This window comes from Oleiphilus sp. HI0079 (assembly GCF_001635105.1).
Map to the genome: position 1 here is coordinate 1 of NZ_LWFT01001194.1, position 20,213 is coordinate 20,213.

The 20,213-nt window shown below is 46.9% G+C and carries 18 protein-coding genes; 13 read left to right on the plus strand and 5 right to left on the minus strand.

What is annotated here, in order from left to right:
- The coding region (locus tag A3750_RS21170; RefSeq protein WP_197475214.1) for a hypothetical protein at positions 1–688 on the minus strand (688 nt) is incomplete at its 3' end.
- Here A3750_RS21170 and A3750_RS21175 point away from each other — a divergent pair.
- The 11 genes from A3750_RS21175 to A3750_RS21225 all read left to right on the plus strand — a co-directional run bounded on the left by A3750_RS21175 (position 680) and on the right by A3750_RS21225 (position 12,906).
- Entirely contained in the window at positions 680–1,642 is a 963-nt protein-coding gene (locus A3750_RS21175; RefSeq protein ID WP_156498808.1) for a hypothetical protein, read from the plus strand. The two genes, A3750_RS21170 and A3750_RS21175, sit on opposite strands and share 9 nt — an antisense overlap.
- Before the next feature lie 98 nt (positions 1,643–1,740).
- Entirely contained in the window at positions 1,741–4,641 is a 2,901-nt protein-coding gene (locus tag A3750_RS21180; protein ID WP_156498809.1) for a tol-pal system YbgF family protein, read from the plus strand.
- Positions 4,622–5,248: a tetratricopeptide repeat protein gene (locus A3750_RS21185; protein ID WP_068451983.1), complete on the plus strand. Its 627-nt coding sequence runs from the start codon at positions 4,622–4,624 to the stop codon at positions 5,246–5,248. The genes A3750_RS21180 and A3750_RS21185 overlap by 20 nt, the downstream gene beginning before the upstream one ends.
- The gene (locus A3750_RS21190) at positions 5,248–5,550 is read left to right on the plus strand and encodes a hypothetical protein (RefSeq protein ID WP_068451979.1); all 303 of its coding nucleotides are present in this window, start codon (positions 5,248–5,250) and stop codon (positions 5,548–5,550) included. Before A3750_RS21185 ends, A3750_RS21190 begins: the two co-directional genes overlap by 1 nt.
- A gap of 59 nt (positions 5,551–5,609) precedes the next feature.
- A complete protein-coding gene (locus A3750_RS21195; RefSeq protein WP_082863024.1) occupies positions 5,610–6,239 on the plus strand; it encodes a MotA/TolQ/ExbB proton channel family protein in 630 nt (209 codons plus the stop codon).
- Between the two features lie 30 nt (positions 6,240–6,269).
- Complete coding sequence (locus tag A3750_RS21200) at positions 6,270–7,259, plus strand: AgmX/PglI C-terminal domain-containing protein (RefSeq protein WP_068451967.1); 990 nt, start codon at positions 6,270–6,272, stop codon at positions 7,257–7,259.
- A gap of 241 nt (positions 7,260–7,500) precedes the next feature.
- Positions 7,501–8,484, plus strand: a complete 984-nt coding sequence (locus A3750_RS21205) for a P-loop NTPase fold protein (RefSeq protein WP_068520361.1) — start codon at positions 7,501–7,503, stop codon at positions 8,482–8,484.
- Positions 8,484–9,317, plus strand: coding sequence for a mannosyl-3-phosphoglycerate phosphatase (locus A3750_RS21210; RefSeq protein WP_068520360.1), 834 nt, complete (start codon positions 8,484–8,486; stop codon positions 9,315–9,317). Before A3750_RS21205 ends, A3750_RS21210 begins: the two co-directional genes overlap by 1 nt.
- Before the next feature lie 12 nt (positions 9,318–9,329).
- Positions 9,330–10,553, plus strand: a complete 1,224-nt coding sequence (locus tag A3750_RS21215) for a glycosyl transferase (RefSeq protein WP_068456970.1) — start codon at positions 9,330–9,332, stop codon at positions 10,551–10,553.
- Between the two features lie 2 nt (positions 10,554–10,555).
- The gene (locus A3750_RS21220; RefSeq protein WP_068548782.1) at positions 10,556–12,337 is read left to right on the plus strand and encodes a sugar phosphorylase; all 1,782 of its coding nucleotides are present in this window, start codon (positions 10,556–10,558) and stop codon (positions 12,335–12,337) included.
- Between the two features lie 152 nt (positions 12,338–12,489).
- Positions 12,490–12,906 carry a helix-turn-helix domain-containing protein gene (locus A3750_RS21225; RefSeq protein WP_068520358.1) on the plus strand — a complete coding sequence of 139 codons (417 nt, stop codon included), beginning with the start codon at positions 12,490–12,492 and terminating at the stop codon, positions 12,904–12,906.
- An 84-nt stretch (positions 12,907–12,990) separates the two neighbouring features.
- Here the strand turns inward: A3750_RS21225 and galU are convergent, their stop codons facing one another.
- From galU to A3750_RS21240, 3 genes are all read right to left on the minus strand, one after another.
- Positions 12,991–13,824, minus strand: a complete 834-nt coding sequence (gene galU, locus A3750_RS21230) for a UTP--glucose-1-phosphate uridylyltransferase GalU (RefSeq protein WP_068454043.1) — start codon at positions 13,822–13,824, stop codon at positions 12,991–12,993.
- Between the two features lie 260 nt (positions 13,825–14,084).
- Complete coding sequence (locus A3750_RS21235) at positions 14,085–14,798, minus strand: NrdJb (RefSeq protein ID WP_068456395.1); 714 nt, start codon at positions 14,796–14,798, stop codon at positions 14,085–14,087.
- Between the two features lie 47 nt (positions 14,799–14,845).
- Complete coding sequence (locus tag A3750_RS21240) at positions 14,846–16,984, minus strand: adenosylcobalamin-dependent ribonucleoside-diphosphate reductase (protein WP_068520357.1); 2,139 nt, start codon at positions 16,982–16,984, stop codon at positions 14,846–14,848.
- 634 nt (positions 16,985–17,618) lie between these two features.
- On the opposite strand from A3750_RS21240, the gene A3750_RS21245 reads away from it, so the two are divergent.
- A complete protein-coding gene (locus A3750_RS21245; RefSeq protein WP_068520356.1) occupies positions 17,619–18,602 on the plus strand; it encodes a rhodanese-related sulfurtransferase in 984 nt (327 codons plus the stop codon).
- An 86-nt stretch (positions 18,603–18,688) separates the two neighbouring features.
- On the opposite strand, the gene A3750_RS21250 is transcribed toward A3750_RS21245, so the two are convergent.
- On the minus strand, positions 18,689–18,874 hold the full coding sequence (locus A3750_RS21250) for a hypothetical protein (protein WP_068456933.1): 186 nt from the start codon (positions 18,872–18,874) through the stop codon (positions 18,689–18,691).
- Positions 18,875–18,970: 96 nt separating this feature from the next.
- Between A3750_RS21250 and A3750_RS21255 the strand changes: the two genes are divergently transcribed.
- Positions 18,971–20,140 (plus strand): TonB C-terminal domain-containing protein, encoded by a 1,170-nt coding sequence (locus A3750_RS21255; RefSeq protein WP_068548784.1) that lies wholly within the window; start codon positions 18,971–18,973, stop codon positions 20,138–20,140.
- Positions 20,141–20,213: the final 73 nt, after the last annotated feature.

Genomic DNA, 20,213 nt, shown 5'->3' on the forward strand with positions numbered 1-20,213 from the left:
CCTTGATGTAGGACTCGAGTGCCTGAGTCTGAAACCCAGAAAGTGCCTGAGCATGCGGGATAGCAATGAGCGACTCCGCAACTCCCGGAGCGCTTAGTCCAAATTGCAGACTTGCCTGCCAAGACTGGATCGCACCCCGATAATCCTGTAACTCATTCTTCGCGAGACCCGACAAATAGAGCGCTTGCGTAACGTAGATAGAGTCCATCTCGATTTGGTTAAAAAACTCGTTCGCCATTTCTGGCTTACCGTTATCCAGATACAGCGCTCCCGCACTGAGATTTATACGGTTTGTCAGTTCAACCTCAGAAAGCCCTTCCCCGAGATTGATATCTCGTGCAACCTTCAAAGACAGCAAGGCTCTGCGAGGGTTACGGCTCGTTGCTGCGTAATCAGTGGCAAGATTGTAATAGGCGGAAGCTGCCCACTCTCCTTCCAAGGCCCTGCTCAGAGACTGCGCAGCGAAGTTGTGATTACCTAGCTCGATAAAGCACTGCCCGCGAAGGTAAGCACGTTGATTTTGAAGTGCGCCATTCAGATCTTGCGCTTTACCTTTAAGGTGCTTGAGCGCGTTTTTGCAATCACCCTGCCTGTATAATAAGGAGGCCAGTCGCAATCGCGAGCGATCCCGCTCATTAAGGGTTTTAATGTGTTGCTCTAAAGTCTTAAGAGGATAGCTTTGTGCCAAACCGAGATGGACTCTATCTACGTTACGCAAGCGCTCTATTTGTCGGGTCTCGCGAAGAATGAGTTACAGGATTATCGGGGTGCGATCCAGTCTTGGCAGGCAAGTCTGCAATTTGGACTAAGCGCTCCGGGAGTTGCGGAGTCGCTCATTGCTATCCCGCATGCTCAGGCACTTTCTGGGTTTCAGACTCAGGCACTCGAGTCCTACATCAAGGCAAGCAAGCAATTTCTGGACGAACAACAGAATGTTGATAGTTTAATATCAGCAATCGAAGAGTACGGTGCAATCGACGTGCTATTGGAGGAGCGCCCGAAAGCTGACTTACAATGGTTCCTAGACCGATCAACATCGTCCAATACGCAGCGCGCTATTTATCTAAGGTATCTTGCACAAGATTCTCAGCTAATGAGCTTGATGAAAGAATATGCTCAAATCAAATCACTTGATCAAAAGCTGCAGGCAACTGAAAGTCAAATGTCGAGCCTTACTAAAACCTTGAGAACGCAGATCCGCGTGATAGATTCACCGCAAAGCAAACAAAACCTCAAGGTGCTTGAGCAGAAAGTAGCGCAGTTGCATCAACGTATTGAGGGGATCGAATCCGGGTTGAGCGGCGCCAATTTGGCAAAGACGCGTGAATTAGTAACAAGTATTGAAGAAAGACTTTCGTCAGCAAGAGAAAAAGCAACTACGCGTAAATCAGATATAACTGGTCAGCTAAAGGATATTTCTAGAGCTCTCGGCCGAATTTCGGCTTCTCGCAAAGCGTTAAAAGCGTTTAATCGTACCCTTGATACGCTGCTGAGTGACGTTAGTGAGAAAAAACTTTCGTCGCTTAAAAACGATTTTTCTGCTTATTACGAGCAGGCCGAGCTTGGCCTCGTTCAGATTCTTGAAGCGCAAGCACGGTTGCGAACCAAGCGCACCAATTTGTTGGACGCGAGGTATCAATGATCCTGCGCGCTAAATCCTTTGACATGTGTTCAACCCAAAGTGCGCAGAGTGGCTTTATGTTGCTCCGTGGTTGCGCGTTCGTCGTGGCCTGCATTGCCATGTCTTTAGTAGTGGTACCCCATGTTGCAGCAAACGAAAGCTTTACCGTTAATTTTGGTGAAGGTGTAGAGGCGAAGAAAATCGGCGATTTACGTCCTAAAGTGCTTGCCCTGACTAAAAAGCCGGTGCCAGATGTTTCTATAGAGTACGTCATGAAGCGATATCGGGCGCTCTTTGAAAATGCCAGTACGCCAGAAGTCAGGATAGAGGCGTTGGATCGATTAAATAGTTTGAGTGCAAGCTTCGGCATCAATGAAGCAAAGCTTACAGTGGACCCCTATGTCCAAGCTGAGGTCATTCTTGATACCTATCAAAGTATTGTCGACTCAGGAGAGACATATCAGCGGATGGACGAGTTGCTATACCAGACAGCGAAAGCAACCGCGTTCACCGGAGACGTACTTGAATCAATTAAACGCTTGGAGCTGCTAGTCGGCCTCTATCCTAAATCGCCACTGGTTGAGGAAGCTTTATTTCGACTGGCTGAAAACTATTTTGATTTGGCCGAGTTTAGTCGCGCCAAGGAGTTTTATGTAAAGCTGTTAAAGAGTACCAAGGCACCGAGGCTTAGGGCTTTCTCTGAATACAAATTGGCGTGGACGCATTATCGACTTGAGCGTGAAGGTGATGCGTTGTTGTCGCTGTCCGGTTTGTTTGACCAATACCCTGGCGTGTATAACAGCTTGTTTACCACCGACCTAGAAATTATCCCGTTCAAACCAAATGCATATCGTGGTTTTGACTTACCTGCGGAGCCTGGCTTGCTTTCGGACGGAATGCGCCTTTTGGCGCTCCTCAATCAAAATGGCGACCGAATCGCAAACATTAAATCCACGGCTGAAAAGTTGGGTGGTGCCAATCGAGAGCCGATCGTGTTGCGCGCGCTTGTTGATCAGTTCGGAACAAAACAGCGGTTTTTTGATGCAGCTCGGCTGATCGAGGCTTATGCAGAGGGCGCGACCCTGGATAAGGCGCTTTTCAATTACTCCTTACGTGCGGTACAGCTTTATGCTCAGGGCGGCCATACAATCGAGTCTTGGAAGGCAAAGGCAAACTTGGTTGATCGGTTTGGCATACGATCAGAGTTTTGGGCACGCTCTGATGCACAAACAAAGAACGCAATAAGAGACGACCTTATTGTCGTTGTTGGCGAGCTTGCACACCTCAACTTCGTTCGTATGCAAGAGTCTGAAGTGAAAGATCAAAGAACAGTTCAGCAAGCTAAGAAAGCGGCGAGTTATTACTTGCAGCTTGCCGCACTCAAACCAAATACAGTAGAGAGCTACGAGGCCATGTATCTGGCAGCACAAGCGCTTGAAACTTCGGGCCAGACAGCCAAGGCCGGTGAACTGTACGCTACAGCCGCTTATTCCGGCTTAGCGCATCAATACCAAGCTAAATCTGCGTACGCCGCATTTTATCTGGCGAGTGGGCGCGGTGTTGGCGGTAGTGATACGGCTGAAGAATGGTCAGAGACTCGGTTTGAATTGGCACAGAAATACTTGAGCGCATTTCCTGGGCACGATGCTGCCGCGACAACCGCACTAGCGACCGCGAGCGCGTATGTTTCGAGTGGGAACGAAGAAAGCGCGACTCGCCTTTTTGAGAGCTACGATGCCTTCACAAATGCTGAGCCCAATCAGCGACTTGCCGCTGCGATCAGCCTTGCAGGCTTGTATTATAACGGTGCAGAAGAGTACGCAGGATTTTATCGGGCCGAGCAGCAATACCTTGCTGCCGATCAACTAGCGCGTAGCATCATCAAGGCCCAAGAAATCGAGGGTGATTCAGATGTCTCCAAGTCTCAGCGCATTGCTGTCACCGAGAGTGCGCGCCGCAGCATTGACGATATTTCAAATGGGATTGCGAATTCGCGCTTTAAGCTAGCGGAACTGGCAGAGACACCTGAACAATCCATCGAGCACTATGCGTCGATTTTCGATGCGTTTTCCCAGCATCCGCTCGCGCCAGATGCTGCATTTAATGGTGCTAGTGTCGCAGTTCAGAATAAACGCTGGGCGCAAGGGGCCGCCATGCATCAAGTATTCTTGGAAGCCTTTCCTTCTAACAAGCTGACTGAAATAAGTCGGCAACAACTTATCGTTTCTCTAGAGATGTTGGGTAGAACGCAGGAGGCGGCTGACGAATTGATGGTGCAGGCGAGGTTGTTGGTTGATAAGGATCGAACTCTTTCGGCGAACTCTGCGTACAGTGCTGCCGGTTACTATGCAGCTAACGATTTCCCACTGCTCGCGCGTGAGAGCTATGAGTGGTTACTTCGCAGTCATCCAGAGCGTCCTGAGCTCGCCGTTGAAGCGCTGTCATTCATGGTTGATCAAGCCGAGCCAGGTAGTGCTGAGTCGCGATCCGCCTCTGAACGGCTCGTCTCGTATGTTGAAGAGAACAAACTCGACGATGAGCGAAGCGCCAGTTTAGCGGCGGTAAATGCGCTGCGAATTGCTTCAGTCGAGCGCGATGCATTCAATGCAATGTCAATTTCACAGCCTTTTAAATCGAGCTTAAAGAAAAAAACGGCCGCACTTAACCGTTGTACAGAAGCATATAAGCGCGTCGTGAAATTCGGGATTGCAGAATATACGAATGCGGCGCGTTTTGAGATGGGGGACATATATCAAGGGCTAGCGCATGCGATCATGGATTCGGAGCGTCCTTCGGGCTTAAGTGCGCTTGAACAAGAACAGTATGCGATTCTTTTGGAAGAACAAGCAATTCCGATTGAAGAAGAAGCTATCGCGTTGCATGAGCAGAATGTCAAAACGCGCGGCAATAACCGAGCCGATGAGTGGATAAGTGCCAGTTACGCAGCGCTAGCTCGGCTAAATCCAAGTCTTTATGCACGACCAATAATAGGACCAAGTCATGCCCCGGTTAGTTACTAAAATTTGTGGTCTACTAGCCCTGCTAATTTTGTTGCCGGGCTGTATGACTCAGCAGGTTAAGACACCGTCCGACATTGGCGCGCAACCCAGACAAATAAGTGCGGTATCAACAAAAAAAGTAAGCCCTGAAGATGCGCCAAGAATGCAGGCTGTTGAGCAAGCGATGCAGGAAGCCGACTATGACACGGCATCACAACTTGCTGGAGATTTGCTGAAGACGTATCCAAATAACGCGCCCCTCCATATCAATTTGGGCGTTATCGACTTGAAGCTACAGCGTTACGACGATGCGTTAACGCACTTCAATAGAGGCTGCGAGCTCGACCCAAGCAATATCCACTGCCCATTGTTTAAAGGAGAGGCCTTGTTAGCCCTCGCACGCTACGAAGATGCAGAAACAGAGTATTTGCGTGCGCTGGCATTAGACGATACCTCACTCTATGCGCATTATGGACTTGGGGTTATCTACGATTTGTATTTAATGAAGTACGATCTCGCTGAAGATCATTATCAAGCGTTTATCGACGGCGCGGATGAAGAAACGAACGCCGAGGATGTAAAAAGGGTTAAGATCTGGAAGCGTCTTTTGAAGAGGAAAGCATCCTAATGTTAAAAACTCTCCTGCACGCTGGTCTCTTTTTGGCTTTTATGTTGAGCGGATTGGCTGTATACGCGTCGGAGCCTAGCTCTAAAAAAGGGCAAACCATCGCAATCATAGGTAACTCTGAGTTACCGAAGATTGATGTTGCGCTACCATGGCGTGTGGCGAGTGACAAAGACGCAACGAAGATCGAGTTGACGCCGCAGAAAATGCCCGATGCGCTGAAGCCTACAGATATCAGCGAACATCGCGAACGTGTTTATTTCGAGAGATATATAAAAGTATCGACCGAATCCTTCACGAATTAAAATTCTCAATCTATCGTTAGTAATAACGCTTAGAAACAATCGATTAAAGGGAGATAACATTGGATACAGTGGTTAAGTTTTTTCAAGATGGCGGTTCTTTTATGTATCCCATTGCGGTTGTTTTAGCGATAGGTCTGGCGATTGCTGTAGAGCGGTTTATTTTTTTAACCGGTGCAAAGTCAACAAACCGCCGAGTATTTGAAGATGAATTGCTTCCCCTACTATTGAAAAACGAGTTCATTAAAGCGGGTGAGAAAGCGCGGAAAGGAAAGGCTGCAATCTCAACAATGCTCGACATTGGTCTCACTCGGCATAATGCAGGTCGCCCTCGGGACGAAATCGAGTATGCAATGGAGGAGTCTCTAATGGAGATTTTGCCGCGACTTGAGAAACGTACACCGTATCTCGCCATGCTGGCGAACGTTGCTACGTTATTGGGTTTGCTAGGCACGATCATCGGACTTATTGCAGCATTTACCGCCGTTGCCAATGCTGATCCCGCACAAAAAGCGAACCTGTTATCTCAAAGTATCTCGGTCGCCATGAACACAACAGCATTTGGCCTTATGGCAGCAATTCCACTCTTGTTGATCCATTCATTTCTTCAGGCCAAAACAAATGAGATTGTCGATAGTTTTGAAATGGCCGGCATCAAGGTGTTGAACCTATGTGCTTCCAGTCGCGATTAGAGGTTAGGAATTAGCTATAACACGCTATTTATGATGTCTTCCTCTCTTTCTCATCAAACGTTGCCTTGGTCGGATGTACGCTCGGAGCGAAAGCTCTTTCGCGTTTCTCTTGGCTGTGTGTTTGCGATATTTGTCACTGTAGCAGTTGTGGTTAATTTCTACGAAGTGCCAGAGCCTGACCGTGAGTCGCTGGAAGAAATTCCTCCGCAACTCGCAAAACTTCTGAAAGCGGAAAAAGCGAAAAAAATAGAACCGATTAAGACGGAGAAACCTCCACTCGTGGAGCCAAAAAAGGTTGAAGCGCCAAAGCCAAAGCCTAAAGTTGCCCCGAAGCCTACTCCAAAGGTAAGCCCAAAGGATTCCGTTAAGAAGCCTCGAGCGCTCAAAGAGACCAAGAAAAGTACTGAAAAACAGATTCAGCAAGCGCGCAACGTAGCAAAACAAAGCGGCATTTTGGCAATGCAGAGCGAAATGGCAGCATTAAGCAGTTCAGTGTCGTCCGATGGCTTTTCTAGCTCTATTAAGTCGACGAGCCAGCGTTCTGCCAGTGCTTCTGCGAGAAAGGTGGATACCGTAAATGAGTCGGCGCTAACCGCAACGTCCGGTGTTAACGCACCGGACAAACAGAACGTCGCCACTCAGAGTATCGACTTGGAAGCGAGCGCTTCGGAGCGGCTTGAAGTTACGTCGGAGGAGATCGCATTAGCCAAAGCTGAGCGTGAAGAGGCTAACACCCGAAAAGACGAAGAGATTCAAATTGTCGTTGAAGGGCTACGCTCCACATTCAACCTGCTTTACAACCGTGCATTGCGCGATGACCCTTTCCTAGAAGGGATGCTAGAACTTGTTATTCGGATCGAGCCCAACGGAGTGGTATCTCGCGTCGACATTGTCCAAAACACCCTCGAAAACGATGCGTTCGTGGCAAAGCTGATCGCTCGAATGAAGCTCACAAATTTTGGTGCATCTGGCAACAAAGCAATCGAAAAAAACCTGCCTTTCGAATTTAGTCCCAGTTAAGTTCATACTCTGCATGCACGTTAGTGGTGCTCGCTATCCTGGACAAACAATGACTGCGCTATTTTGGTGCAGTCTTTTGAGTCCCTAGTATCGGGATCACGTACCCCCGCCTTTATAAAGAGGGAACGGGCGACTAAATTTAAAAATATTTCCCTCTGGTACGCATCGTGCTAAACCAGTGTAGTACTCCTAGGTAACGACTATAAAGTACCTGATAACAACAAATCATTCGGCTTGGACTATGCGCGACAAAGAATATAATCAAGCGTTCATCGACAAACATATGCTGCCCGACGCGTACTTATCGACAGCGAAACGGTATTTTGATCCTGTCGCCGAAGCACTCATCTCTATTTTGACTTCCAGTCCTGATAAATCCTTACTTATCGCTCTGTCTGGGAGTCAGGGTTCCGGTAAATCGACGTTAACGGATTACTTGGCATGCTTTCTCAAATCTGAGGGTGTTCAGGTTCTAACTATTTCGCTAGATGATTTTTATCTCTCAAAAGCAGGGCGTGCTCATCGCGCTGCGACGTTGCACCCCCTACTAGAGACTCGCGGCGTACCGGGAACTCACGATACCGAGAAGCTGCAAGAGGTGCTTGCCAAGTTCAAGCAGAGTGCGCTTTTAGGTGAGGTAATACCGAGTTTTGATAAGTCGAAGGACGATTTGAAGCCCAAAGAGAAGTGGCACAGAGTAAGTCAAAACCCACAGGTTCTAATTCTTGAGGGATGGTGTTTAGGCGTTGAGTCAGTGGAGGAAAGCGCACTGCACCCGCCTTGTAACAAGTTTGAAAGTGAGCGCGATTCTGATGGTAACTGGCGAAGACTGGTAAATAGGTATATCCAAGATGAATACGCTCAGATTCATAGAATGTTCGATTATTGGCTGTTTCTCCAAGCACCAAGTTTTGAGTCGGTTTATAGCTGGCGCTTGGAGCAAGAAGAAAAGATGCGTGCGGCGATTGCCACGAATAAGTCGAAAGCGGTATCGGGCGAACCCGCTGAAAATGAGCAAGGGGCGCACACTCCAGTGGTAGGTATGACGCCAGCAGAGATACATGCGTTTATCCAATATTACCAGCGGCTTACAGAGCGAGTTTTAGCGTCGTTAGCCGATAAAGCGGATGTTGTTTGGAAGCTAGACGATAATCGTAAGATTGTAACGATGCGAGCAAAAGGATTGTTTGCTGAACATAGAATTGATTTAGGCAGGGTAAGCTGATGTCGCGCGTTAAAGGATCGATTGTTTTTACTGACTTGGATGGCACGCTGTTAGACCATGATGATTATTCATTTTCTGCTGCAGCCGGTGCTTTAGAAGCGCTTAAACGCGAGGGCGTGCCGATTGTTCCGGTTACTAGCAAGACCAAAGCTGAGCTTCTTAGCCTTCGAGACGCGATTGGGCTTGAGACACCATTTGTGGTCGAAAATGGTGCTGGAATATACATCCCAAAGGGCTATTTTCTCTTCAATGACGACTCATTGATAGATGCAGGTTCATATTGGTGCAAACGCTTTGCGCCCCCAAGGTCTGAGCTAACCGAGCTGGTTATGAGCGCGCCAGAGGTTCTTAGAATGAGCATGCGCACCTTCTCCGAGATGACGATATTGGAACTGTCTGAGCTCACCGGTTTGACGGAAGCACAAGCTGAGCTTGCTGCCGCGCGAGAGTTTTCAGAACCAATAGAGTGGACCGGTGAAGATAGTGACGCATCCGAACTCAAAGACTATGCACGGCAGCATGGATACGATTTGATAAAGGGTGGTCGGTTTTTCCACCTAACGAACGGGTACGACAAGGGGCAAGCCTTATACTGGTTAAAGCAGCAGTACAGTCGGGCGAATCCAAATCAGGCGCAGTTCGCCATCGCGCTCGGAGATAGTGCCAATGATATCGATATGCTTGAAGCGGCGGATCAGGCGATCATCATTAAGAACCCGCATTCAAAAACCATAGAGCTAGCGCCTGGAATTCCCGTTATCCGAAGCGCACAAGCAGGCCCATCCGGTTGGGCAGAATCATTAAGCAGTTTCCTTAATTTAGACTTGCCCTGAGGTGTCACCAGCATGGCTGATTTTTATCAAAATGGAATAATCACAACGCTTCATAATCTAACGTGTAGAAGTTATGAAGACCTTGAAGCCGAACTTGAAACATTTGCTGAGCAGCGCCCGATGGGGCTTATTTTGCCGTCTTTGTTTTCAGAACTTGAGGGGGAGGCTCTACCGAAAATCATTGATGAGCTAGCAGAAGTTAACTATGTTGGCGAAATCGTCATTGGTTTAGATCGAGCAGACGAAGAACAATATCGTCATGCATTGGAGTTTTTTGGCCGCCTGCCGCAGCGTCACCGTGTGTTGTGGAATGACGGTCCTCGTCTACGAGCGCTGCATGCAGAGCTAACTGACTTGGGAGTGGCTCCCAAAGAGGCAGGTAAAGGTCGAAACGTTTGGTATTGTATGGGCTACACTCTGGCCTCAAATCGTTCTGAGTCGGTCGCACTGCATGACTGCGACATCGTTACCTACGATAAGTCTTTGCTCGCGCGACTGATCTATCCAGTTGCAAATCCGCACTACAACTACGAATTTTGTAAAGGGTTCTACGCGCGCGTGGCTAATGGGAAGATGAATGGCCGCGTTAGTCGGTTACTTGTTACCCCATTATTGCGCTCGTTTAAGACCGTCATCGGTTATCGTGATTATCTCGAATATATGGATAGTTTTCGGTATCCATTGGCTGGGGAGTTCTCGTTTAGAATCGATGTGCTTCGCGACATCCGTATTCCGAGTGACTGGGGCTTAGAGATCGGCGTTCTGTCAGAAATGTATCGAAACTATGCGCACAACCGTCTTTGTCAGGTAGATATTGCGCATACGTATGACCATAAACATCAAGACTTGTCATTGCATGACGACAGTGGCGGCTTATCGAAAATGTCGATTGATATTACGAAAGCGTTGTTCCGCAAACTTGCTACTCAGGGTGAAACCTTTACCAACGAAACGATACGTTCTTTGAAGGCGACCTATTATCGAATTGCGCTCGATTTTATTGAGACTTATTACAATGATGCGATGATGAATGGCTTAAAACTCGATGTTCATCAGGAAGAGAAAGCGGTTGAGATGTTCGCATCAAATATCATGAAGGCTGGGCAGCACTTTCTGGACAACCCCATGGAGCGACCATTTATCGCTAGCTGGAATAGGGTTATTAGTGCGATGCCCAATGTACTTGAGCGCCTGAAAGAGGCGGTCGAGCTCGATAACGAAGAATTCAGGCAGTAATTATGCAGGCATTTGAGGCTTTAAACTCCAAGATAGGCGATCAATTAGCATTCGTTTATGGCGAATTGTTGACGGACTCCCAGCGAGAACAACTCCACCGCGATTTACTTCGAGAAATGCGGCTTGATCAGCAAGAGGCTGATGGCGAGCTTGAGCAGCCAGTGCCTTATCAGAATCATTGGTCTGAGCAAGACGCAATTCTCATTACTTACGGAGACAGCGTTTCTGTTGGCGCCTCGGCCTTAGATTCAAATACCGAGAAGCCTCTCGCGACTCTAAAAACCTTCCTCGACACCTATTGTGTTGATGGTTTCAACTCAGTGCATCTATTGCCTTTTTACCCCTACAGTTCCGATGACGGTTTTTCGGTTATTAACTACGTTCAAGTTAATGAGGCCCTAGGTGATTGGTCTCACATTCGCGATATTAGTAACGACTACAGAACAATGGCTGACTTAGTAATCAATCATTGTTCTTCGAGAAGTGTTTGGTTTGATAATTTCGTCAAAGGAGAGGGTGTAGGGCATGACTATTTTTATACCGCGGACCCTGCGGATGACGTCTCTCATGTGGTCCGGCCACGAACCTCTTCGCTTTTGCGCGAAACCGAGACGGTAAAAGACGGCACGCGCTACGTTTGGTGCACCTTTAGTCACGATCAGGTTGATCTAGACTTTCGCAACCCAAAGGTATTAGTCGAATTTGTCAAAATATTACGGGCTTATCTCGACGAAGGGATTCGAATTTTTCGCTTCGATGCGATTGCCTTCCTATGGAAGGTGATCGGTACGAGTAGCCTCAATTTACCTGAAACCCATGAATTAGTTCGTCTTTTACGCACTTTGCTTGAATTTGCGCAGCCTGACGCGGTGATTATCACCGAAACCAACATCCCTAATCGTGAAAATCTTTCATACTTTGGCAACGCCAACGAAGCGCATTGTGTTTACAACTTTTCTCTTCCGCCACTGCTCGTAAACACTCTAATAACCGGCAGCTGCTTTTATCTGAAACAATGGATGATGAGCATGCCGCCCGCGCTGCATGGCACAGCTTATTTTAATTTCATCGCTTCGCATGATGGGATCGGCCTGCGACCCGCGGAAGGTTTGTTGAGCGAGGAAGAAATCAACACACTCATTAACACCATGCAGAGCTTTGGTGGCAGAATTTCCATGCGCGCATTGGAGAACAATGAGAACAAACCTTATGAAATTAATATTTCGTTGTTCGATGCGCTACAAGGTACCACCGCTGGGCCAGATAAATGGGCGATTGAGCGATTTTTGTGTGCGCACGCGATTATGTTTGGGCTTGAAGGCATTCCGGGCGTTTACATTCATAGCTTGGTAGGCACGCGTAATGATTACCAGAAGGTGGAACACACCAAGCATAACCGCTCAATCAATCGGCATAAGTGGGAATATGCCGAGCTCGAGTCGGCGATTACCGATACATCCACCAGCCATAGCCGAGTGTATGCGGGCGTGATGGAGCTACTAAAAATTCGTCGTCGTCAGTCCGCTTTTCATCCTAACGCCACGCAGTTCACCCTCCATCTCGGAGATCAGGTCTTCGGCTTTTGGCGTCAAAGTATGAACCGAACGCAGAATATATTCTGTATTTTTAATATCAGTGATCAAGAACAAGAGCTTCATTTGAGTGAATTAAATCTCNCTGACTTCATGGAGTGGAGCGATTTGATCAGTGGAGCGAAAATTGGTGATCTGAGTGAAAGCTTGATGTTGCAACCCTACCAAACGCTTTGGATCAGCAATTGTTAGGTGTATTTTGCAAGCGTGCTATCGCGCCTTATGGGGTTTAAATCCAACTTTAAGTCCTTGAGCTAAGGATCTGAAAATAAAACAGTTTTTAATGGAAAGTCAGGGGCTTGCTGCTATATTTAAAGCTAACATGAATTAACGCGCCACCTTTGATGAAGTATTTAAAAAGCTTTAGCAAACAGCTTCGATTTTTTCGCGAAACACATAAGTTAAGTCTCAGTGATGTCGCGAACCTGTGTAATGTAGACGAAAGCGTCGTCGATGCGTGGGAGAAGGGTGGATCGAATCCAGTTTATCCGAGCCTAGAGAACCTTCTCGATATTTGCTTTAAAACGGGTGCTTCGCTCGAGTATTTTATTGATCTCCCTGCTCAGGGAGATCTTCCACAGCTTGAATTGCCTGGTTTTGTGGTGTCTGGTGAGCCTGATGATCTCAGCGAGACATTAAACGCCTTAGATAAAGAGCTAGAGGCGGTATTACCAAAAGATCAAGAACTTGAGCTGCTCAAACGCTTTCGAAAAAGTGACGAACAAAACCGCTCCCTGATTTTGCAGTTAATGGGCATGTAGGCACGGCTATGAACTTGTAGCGATGAGCAGTAAAATAAAAAAGGCAGATCTGATTGATCTGCCTTTTTTATTCATGTCTTAGGTTTATTGAGGCTTGTAAACGTTCTCGTATACATAGTTTGTTGCCTTAACAAAGCCATCGACGCTGCCACAATCAAAACGCTCGCCTTTGAACTTGTATGCCAACACACAGCCATTTTTAGCCTGCGTCATTAACGCATCCGTGATTTGAACCTCGCCATTTTTGCCTGGTGGTGTGTTCTCGATAATATCGAAAATATCTGGCGTCAAAATGTATCGTCCAATGATCGCAAGATTGCTAGGCGCATCCTCAGGGGCCGGCTTTTCAACCATGTCGGTAATACGGTAGAGACCGTCCTTCATTGATTCGCCCGCAATCACGCCATACTTGTGGGTTTGATCCGCCGGTACTTCTTGAATCGCGACGATGCTGCAACGAAACTGACTGTAAAGCATACTCATCTGCTTGAGTACGCCATTACCAGGCTCGTCTCCTACACATAGGTCATCGGCGAGTAGCACGGCAAATGGGTTGTCGCCTACAAGCGTCTTGCCAGATAAGATTGCATGGCCAAGGCCCTTCATCTCATGTTGACGTGTAAAAGAAAAGGTATTGTTATGAATAAGATCGCGAATCTCAGAAAGCAGGTCTTCTTTACCCGAACCTTGGATTTGATGTTCTAGCTCATAACTGATGTCGAAATGATCTGCGATAGCGCGCTTTCCACGACCTGTTACAAAACCAAAGTTATTCATCCCAGCCTCTTGCGCTTCTTCAACCCCGTATTGAACAAGCGGCTTGTTAACGAGTGGGAGCATTTCTTTCGGCATGGCTTTCGTAGCAGGCAAAAATCGAGTGCCGTAACCGGCAACTGGAAACAAACAGTTCTTAATCATAAATACAATCCTGGTATTACATAAGTGTCAATATTGTGCAAAACGCGACTAAATCAGCGCGATCTTGGAGCATAAATACAGCCGGTGATGATGGATGCGATGCTTTACAAGTATGTTACACAATCCATGCCGCTTTATAACTAGCTTTGCATAATTTCAGACACAAAATTGGACAATTCTTAGGTGTGGCCATCTGAACACAAAAAAACCGAATGGTCGTGTGTACGCCCGATTCGGTTTCTTGAGTTATGGAAGCTAGGCTAACCGCATTTACTATCACCGCAATTTAAGCAGGTAGCACATCCATCCATAATAATGACTGCTTTCGTGCTGCACTTTTTGCAGAGTTGCGCAGTGTCAGGGAAGGGATTGCTGTCGGCCGACTCTTCGGTCTTCGCTTCTACAGCACTTTTTGACACCTCTTCAAATTGAGCGCGCTTCTCCGCAAGAATTTGCTTCGTGCTGTCGCTCATGTCCTCGTGCTCAATCAAGCCGATGCTCTTCATGTGCTTTTCAATTACTGCACCGATCTCAGCCACTAAAGAGGGCATGAATACGCCGCCTTTTTTATAATAGCCGCCGTTCGGGTCATAGACTGAAGAAAGCTCTTCAACTAAGAAGGTGATGTCACCGCCTTTTCTGAAGACTGCAGAAATAACGCGCGTTAAAGCGATGACCCATTGAAAGTGCTCCATTGATTTTGAATTAATGAAGACCTCGTAAGGGCGGCGCACTTCATGATCAGTGTCTTCATTCAAAATGATGTCGTTGATCGTAATATAAAGTGCATGATCAGAAACCGGAGTCTTTACCTTGTAGGTGGAACCAAGGAGGAAATCTGGACGCCCAATCGACTCGTTCATCTCAACTGGCTTAGGTTGCGCCTCTATAGCAGCTTCTGCCGCTGCAGCTGCAACTTGTGCCTCGGTATGAACCTGATAACCGACTATTTTTTTCTCAATTTTAATTGCCATTGTCTTATTCCTTATTGAGTGGTTGGGCGCTCGGCCCAACAAGCCCATCAATATTTACCGTAGGTGCCTTCTTTAAGTGCGTCGAAGAGGTTTGCAGCGGTGTGAAGCTCGCCGTCATACTCAATCTCTTCATTTCCTTTCACTTTTACGGTTGTGCCGTCTTCGAGCGTGAACTCATAAAGCGTGTTCTCTAGGTCTTTTTCTTTGACCAACACGCCTTGGAACGCTTCGGGGTTAAAACGGAATGTTGTACAGCCTTTAAGACCTTGCTCATAGGCATACATGTAAATGTCCTTGAATTCTTCATATGGGAATTCGGTAGGAACATTCGCCGTTTTAGAAATCGATGAGTCAACCCACTTTTGTGCCGCAGCTTGAATATCAACATGCTGCTTCGGCGTTACGTCGTCGGCAGCGATAAAGTATTCAGGCAGCGCTTTCTCGTGGTCCTCACTGAAAGGCATGGCATTCGGGTTAATGTAATGCCGGTACGCCAAAAGCTCGTAGGAGAAAACATCAACTTTCTCTTTCGTTTTCTTGCCTTCTCTAATCACGTTACGAGCATAGTGGTGCGCGAAACTAGGCTCAATACCGTTACTGGCGTTATTTGCAAGAGATAGTGAAATCGTTCCTGTTGGAGCGATTGACGTGTGGTGTGTAAAGCGCGCGCCTTGCTCCGCAAGTGCCGCTACCAATTCTGGCTCGTAATCGGCTATTCGTTGCATGTAACGGCTGTATTTGGCGTGCAATACCTTACCTTTGATTGTGTCACCAAGAGAGTAACCGTCGGCTTTCAACTCTGGGCGTTCTGCAAGCATTTCGGCGTTGATGGTAAAGTCCTCTTCCATAATGGGGGCGGGACCTTTCTCTTTGCTAAGCTCAAGACCCTGTCTCCAGCCTTCAATCGCCATTTCACGATTTACTTTCTCTGTGAACTCGACCGACTCTTTAGAGCCATAAGGCATTTTCATCATGGTTAGGGTCGATCCTAAACCAAGGATGCCCATGCCATGCCGACGTTTAAAGTTGATCTCGTTGCGCTGGCCCATTAACGGTAAACCGTTAATCTCAACTACGTTATCGAGCATTCGCGTGAAAATCGCGACCGCCTTGCGGTATTCTTTGAAGTTAAAAGACGCTTTGTCACTGAACGGTTTTTCGACAAATGCAGTTAGATTTACAGAACCGAGCAAGCAGCTCCCGTAAGGTGGGAGCGGTTGTTCTCCACATGGATTTGTAGCGCGGATATTCTCGCAAAACCAGTTGTTGTTCATTTCATTCACTTTATCAATCAAGATAAAGCCGGGTTCTGCAAAGTCATAAGTAGAACTCATGATTGCGTCCCAAATAGAGCGTGCTTTTATGGTGTTATAAATTCGGCAGCCAATTAAGCCATCTTGATTCGCTACGTAGCCAGACTTTACAGGAAATGAACGGAATACAAATTGGTCGGTGTCGCTAAGATCCAAATTCTCCTCTGCGACCTCTTCTGCGGTAACCGGAAACGAAAGTTTCCAGTCACCATCGTTTTTAACAGCTTGAATAAAATCTTCTGTGATCAACAGTGAAAGGTTGAACTGACGCAGCCGTCCGTCTTCACGCTTGGCCTGAATGAAGTCGAGAACGTCAGGATGATGCACATCGAATGTCGCCATTTGTGCGCCACGACGACCGCCCGCAGAGGACACTGTGAAACACATCTTGTCGAAGATATCCATAAACGAAAGCGGGCCCGACGTTGTTGCGCCTGCGCCGGCCACATAGGCGCCCTTCGGTCTGAGAGTGGAGAACTCATAACCGATACCACAGCCTGCTTTGAGTGTTAGACCTGCTTCATGATTCTTGAGAAGTATGTCATCCATTGAATCATAAACGGTGCCAGAGACTGTACAGTTGATTGTCGAAGTCGCTGGTTTGTGTTCACCGGCTCCAGCGTTCGACATAATACGTCCAGCAGGGATAACGCCATGCTCTAAAGCCCATTTAAAATCCGCATACACCAGCTCTTGCTTCTCTTCCGGCTCTACGGAAGAGAGGGCGCGAGCAACGCGCTCATAAGTCTCAGCAATTGTCTTATCAACTGCTTCGCCAGACTTTGTTTTAAGTTGGTATTTTGTATGCCAAATATCTACTGATGCGTCTTGCATCGGCAGTGGAGATATAAGCGGTTCGACCTTAGCGTTCATTTGCAACCTCGTGGACCAAAGATTAGAGGAGGCCTTCCTTAGCCAGCCCTTTGTTATAAGCGATTAATTGGTCGCCTTGCCTTGGCAACCCCTATATTTAGTGGTGTCGGAGTTTATGGGAAGACACTCCGATCACCATGGCTGACGTTATTTATGCGCATTGCTTTTTATGCGCCAACCTAAACAACTACTCTACTATTCGCCCTGCAGATCTGCGTGATATCGAGACATCTGCTCTTGTCTATATGTAGAGGGTAGCACGCTTATTGGCGGTCTAATCACTACATGTAGGGCGATTTCGGGAAAGTATAACAGTATATAGTGGTATGTGAAGTTTAATATTTGCTGTTTTTATTACTTTATTCTTAGGAAAGGTATTGACAAAAAAACGCTTTTTTCGATGCACAAAACAAGAGCACAACTTAACCGCTTTTAGCGAAGGCACCGAAAATGTGCATGATCTTATCTTCAATAAGTGGAACTATATGTAGTGTGCGCGGTTTAAGGTAAGTGTTACTAACTGAATTGTGTTTTTGCGTTATTTTTCTACTTAAATTCACTATCAGCTGTATAATGTGCGCGCCAAAAAAATGCGCTGGATTTACGTTCCGGTTAGCCGAAAAAGGAAATAAATATGTCAAATATTACCGTTTGTGCAATGTATCGTTTTGTCGACCTGCCAAATTACGAGTCGCTCCAAGCGCCTCTTTTACAGAAAATGAAGGAGCTAGACGTCCGTGGAACTCTGTTGCTTGCCAGCGAGGGTATCAACGGTACAGTTTCTGGTACCAATGCGTCCATCCAAGCCTTACTAAAATGGCTGCGGGAAATTCCCGAATTCGCAGAGATAGACTACAAGCTCTCGTTCGATGAAGAACAGCCCTTTTACCGAACCAAGGTGAAGCTCAAAAAAGAGATCGTCACAATGGGCGTACAGGGTATTGACCCAAAACGGGTGGTGGGCACTTACGTTAAGCCGAAAGACTGGAATGCCCTAATTTCTGACCCTGACGTTCTGCTTATCGATACACGCAACGATTATGAGTACGAAATAGGTACCTTTGATGGCGCCATCAATCCGGTTACGGATACGTTTCGAGAGTTTCCGAAGTACGTTGAGGAGAATCTCGACCCTAATACGCACAAAAAGGTCGCGATGTTTTGTACAGGAGGCATTCGTTGCGAAAAGTCGACTGCGTTTTTAAAAGAAAAAGGCTTTGACGAGGTTTACCATCTTGAAGGTGGGATTCTTAAGTACCTTGAAGAGGTGCCTGAAGAAGAAACTATGTGGAAGGGTGATTGCTTCGTGTTTGATAATCGGGTCGCGGTTAACCACAAGCTCGAGAAAAGCGCCTACGATCAATGTCATGCGTGTCGTCTGCCTATTACTGAAGAAGACATGCAACATACGCATTACAAAAAGGGTGTGAGCTGTCCACGTTGCTTTGGAAAGCATACAGAAAGCCAAATTAAGCGGTTTGAAGAACGTCAAAAACAGATAGACCTTGCTAAGGCACGGGGCCAAGAGCATATTGGTTCTGATGTTGTCGACGCAATGGAAGCGAATCGTGCACGTAAGTTAGAGAAAATCAAAGCGCAGCAAGAAACAGATCATTAGTTGAAAAAGCACCGGCAAATCACGGTCTGCGGTGTCTGCTCAGTTCAGATCTGCGCTGGCAGACCCGGAACAAGCAAGTAGGCGTGTTAGCTGAGCTCTGTCTTTAGTTCCTTGCAGCGCTGGCAGCGTTGCAAGGTGACGAGTCGTCCAGATTTAACGTCAAACTGGTTCTCTTTTTCCACTACCCATTTGTGAAAGCCATGCTTGCAGAGGCTTTTTCCTTTATGCTTCTCTTTTAGTGAGGGGCGTTTAAACTTCACAACATCACCCATGACGCACTCCTAGATGTTTCGGTTGCAGCGAACGGTTCAATCTGCGCTGCAACATTACTAATTTAAAGAATAACACTTAGTCGACGCTAGAAGTACATGCTGCCAAGAGCCTATCGAAAAAGATACATTCTTACCTTTGTGGGGAGCTTGCTCCTTCACACTTCTGTTGCTACCTATCTGTTGTATAACCCAGTTGATCTCGCCGAAGAACCAGCGAAAGACCAGACTGTTACTGTCCAACTAAAACCTGAAGAAAAGAAGGCGGATAAAAAGAAACAAGAAGAGAAGAAGAAAGGCGCTGAGAAGAAGAAAGAAGCTGAGAAGAAGAAAGAAGCGGAGAAGAAGAAAGAAGCCGAGAAGAAGAAAGAAGCGGAGAAGAAGAAAGAGGCTGAGAAGAAGAAAGAGGCGGAGAAGAAGAAAGAAGCCGAGAAGAAGAAAGAAGCCGAGAAGAAGAAAGAAGCGGAGAAGAAGAAAGAGGCTGAGAAGAAGAAAGAAGCTGAGAAGAAGAAAGAAGCAGAGAAGAAAAAGGCAGAGAAGAAAAAGGCAGAGAAGGAAAAGGCAGAGAAGAAGAAAGATCCTTTAGAACAGGTCTACTCTGTCGACAAGAATAAGGACGACGGCACCTTCGGCAATCAACAAGATGGGCCGGGTGGCTACAAGAACGAGAAAAACCCGCCCAAAAAAGGCGAACCCAAGAAAGGCGAACCCAAGAAAGGCGAACCCAANAAAGGTGAACCCAAAAAAGCGCAAGGACCAAAGCAGGCAGATCCGAAAAAAGGCAAGCCAATAAAAGATGCGAACAAGGTTGTTGATGGCGAGCGTTTCAAGAAGTTTGGAAGCATGCAGCAGCTGAGTGATCGAGAATTACAGAGAGCGCTTATTGAGACAAAGGGTGCGGGTACATCCAAGGTCAAAAAGCGCGAAGTAGATGGTATGAAGTTGATTCAGGAACTCAACCCTCTTGAGCGGCAGATATTCGATCAGTCTATGCTGGCAGGGGTCAAGCGCATCACTCAGTATCTTGACGCTCCCAAGAAAGATGGAAATCGCTATCAAGGCGTGATCACAATATTGTTAGATCGGCAAGGGAAAGTTAATGCTATCGCCTTTAAAAAACGCTCTGGAAACGATGCGCTAGATGAGGCGTTTTACAGTGCAGTATTAGGTGCGGGATACTTGGAGCTTCCGTCAGATCCGGATGCACGGAGAGCGATGGTCACTTTTCCTTTGAGTTTGACCTATGATGAGAGCGATATGGCAGATTAAACCACGCTCAAATGTTAAGATTTCGCTGGGATTTTAACTGTTAATTATCTGATGCATACCAAGCGACAGCAGA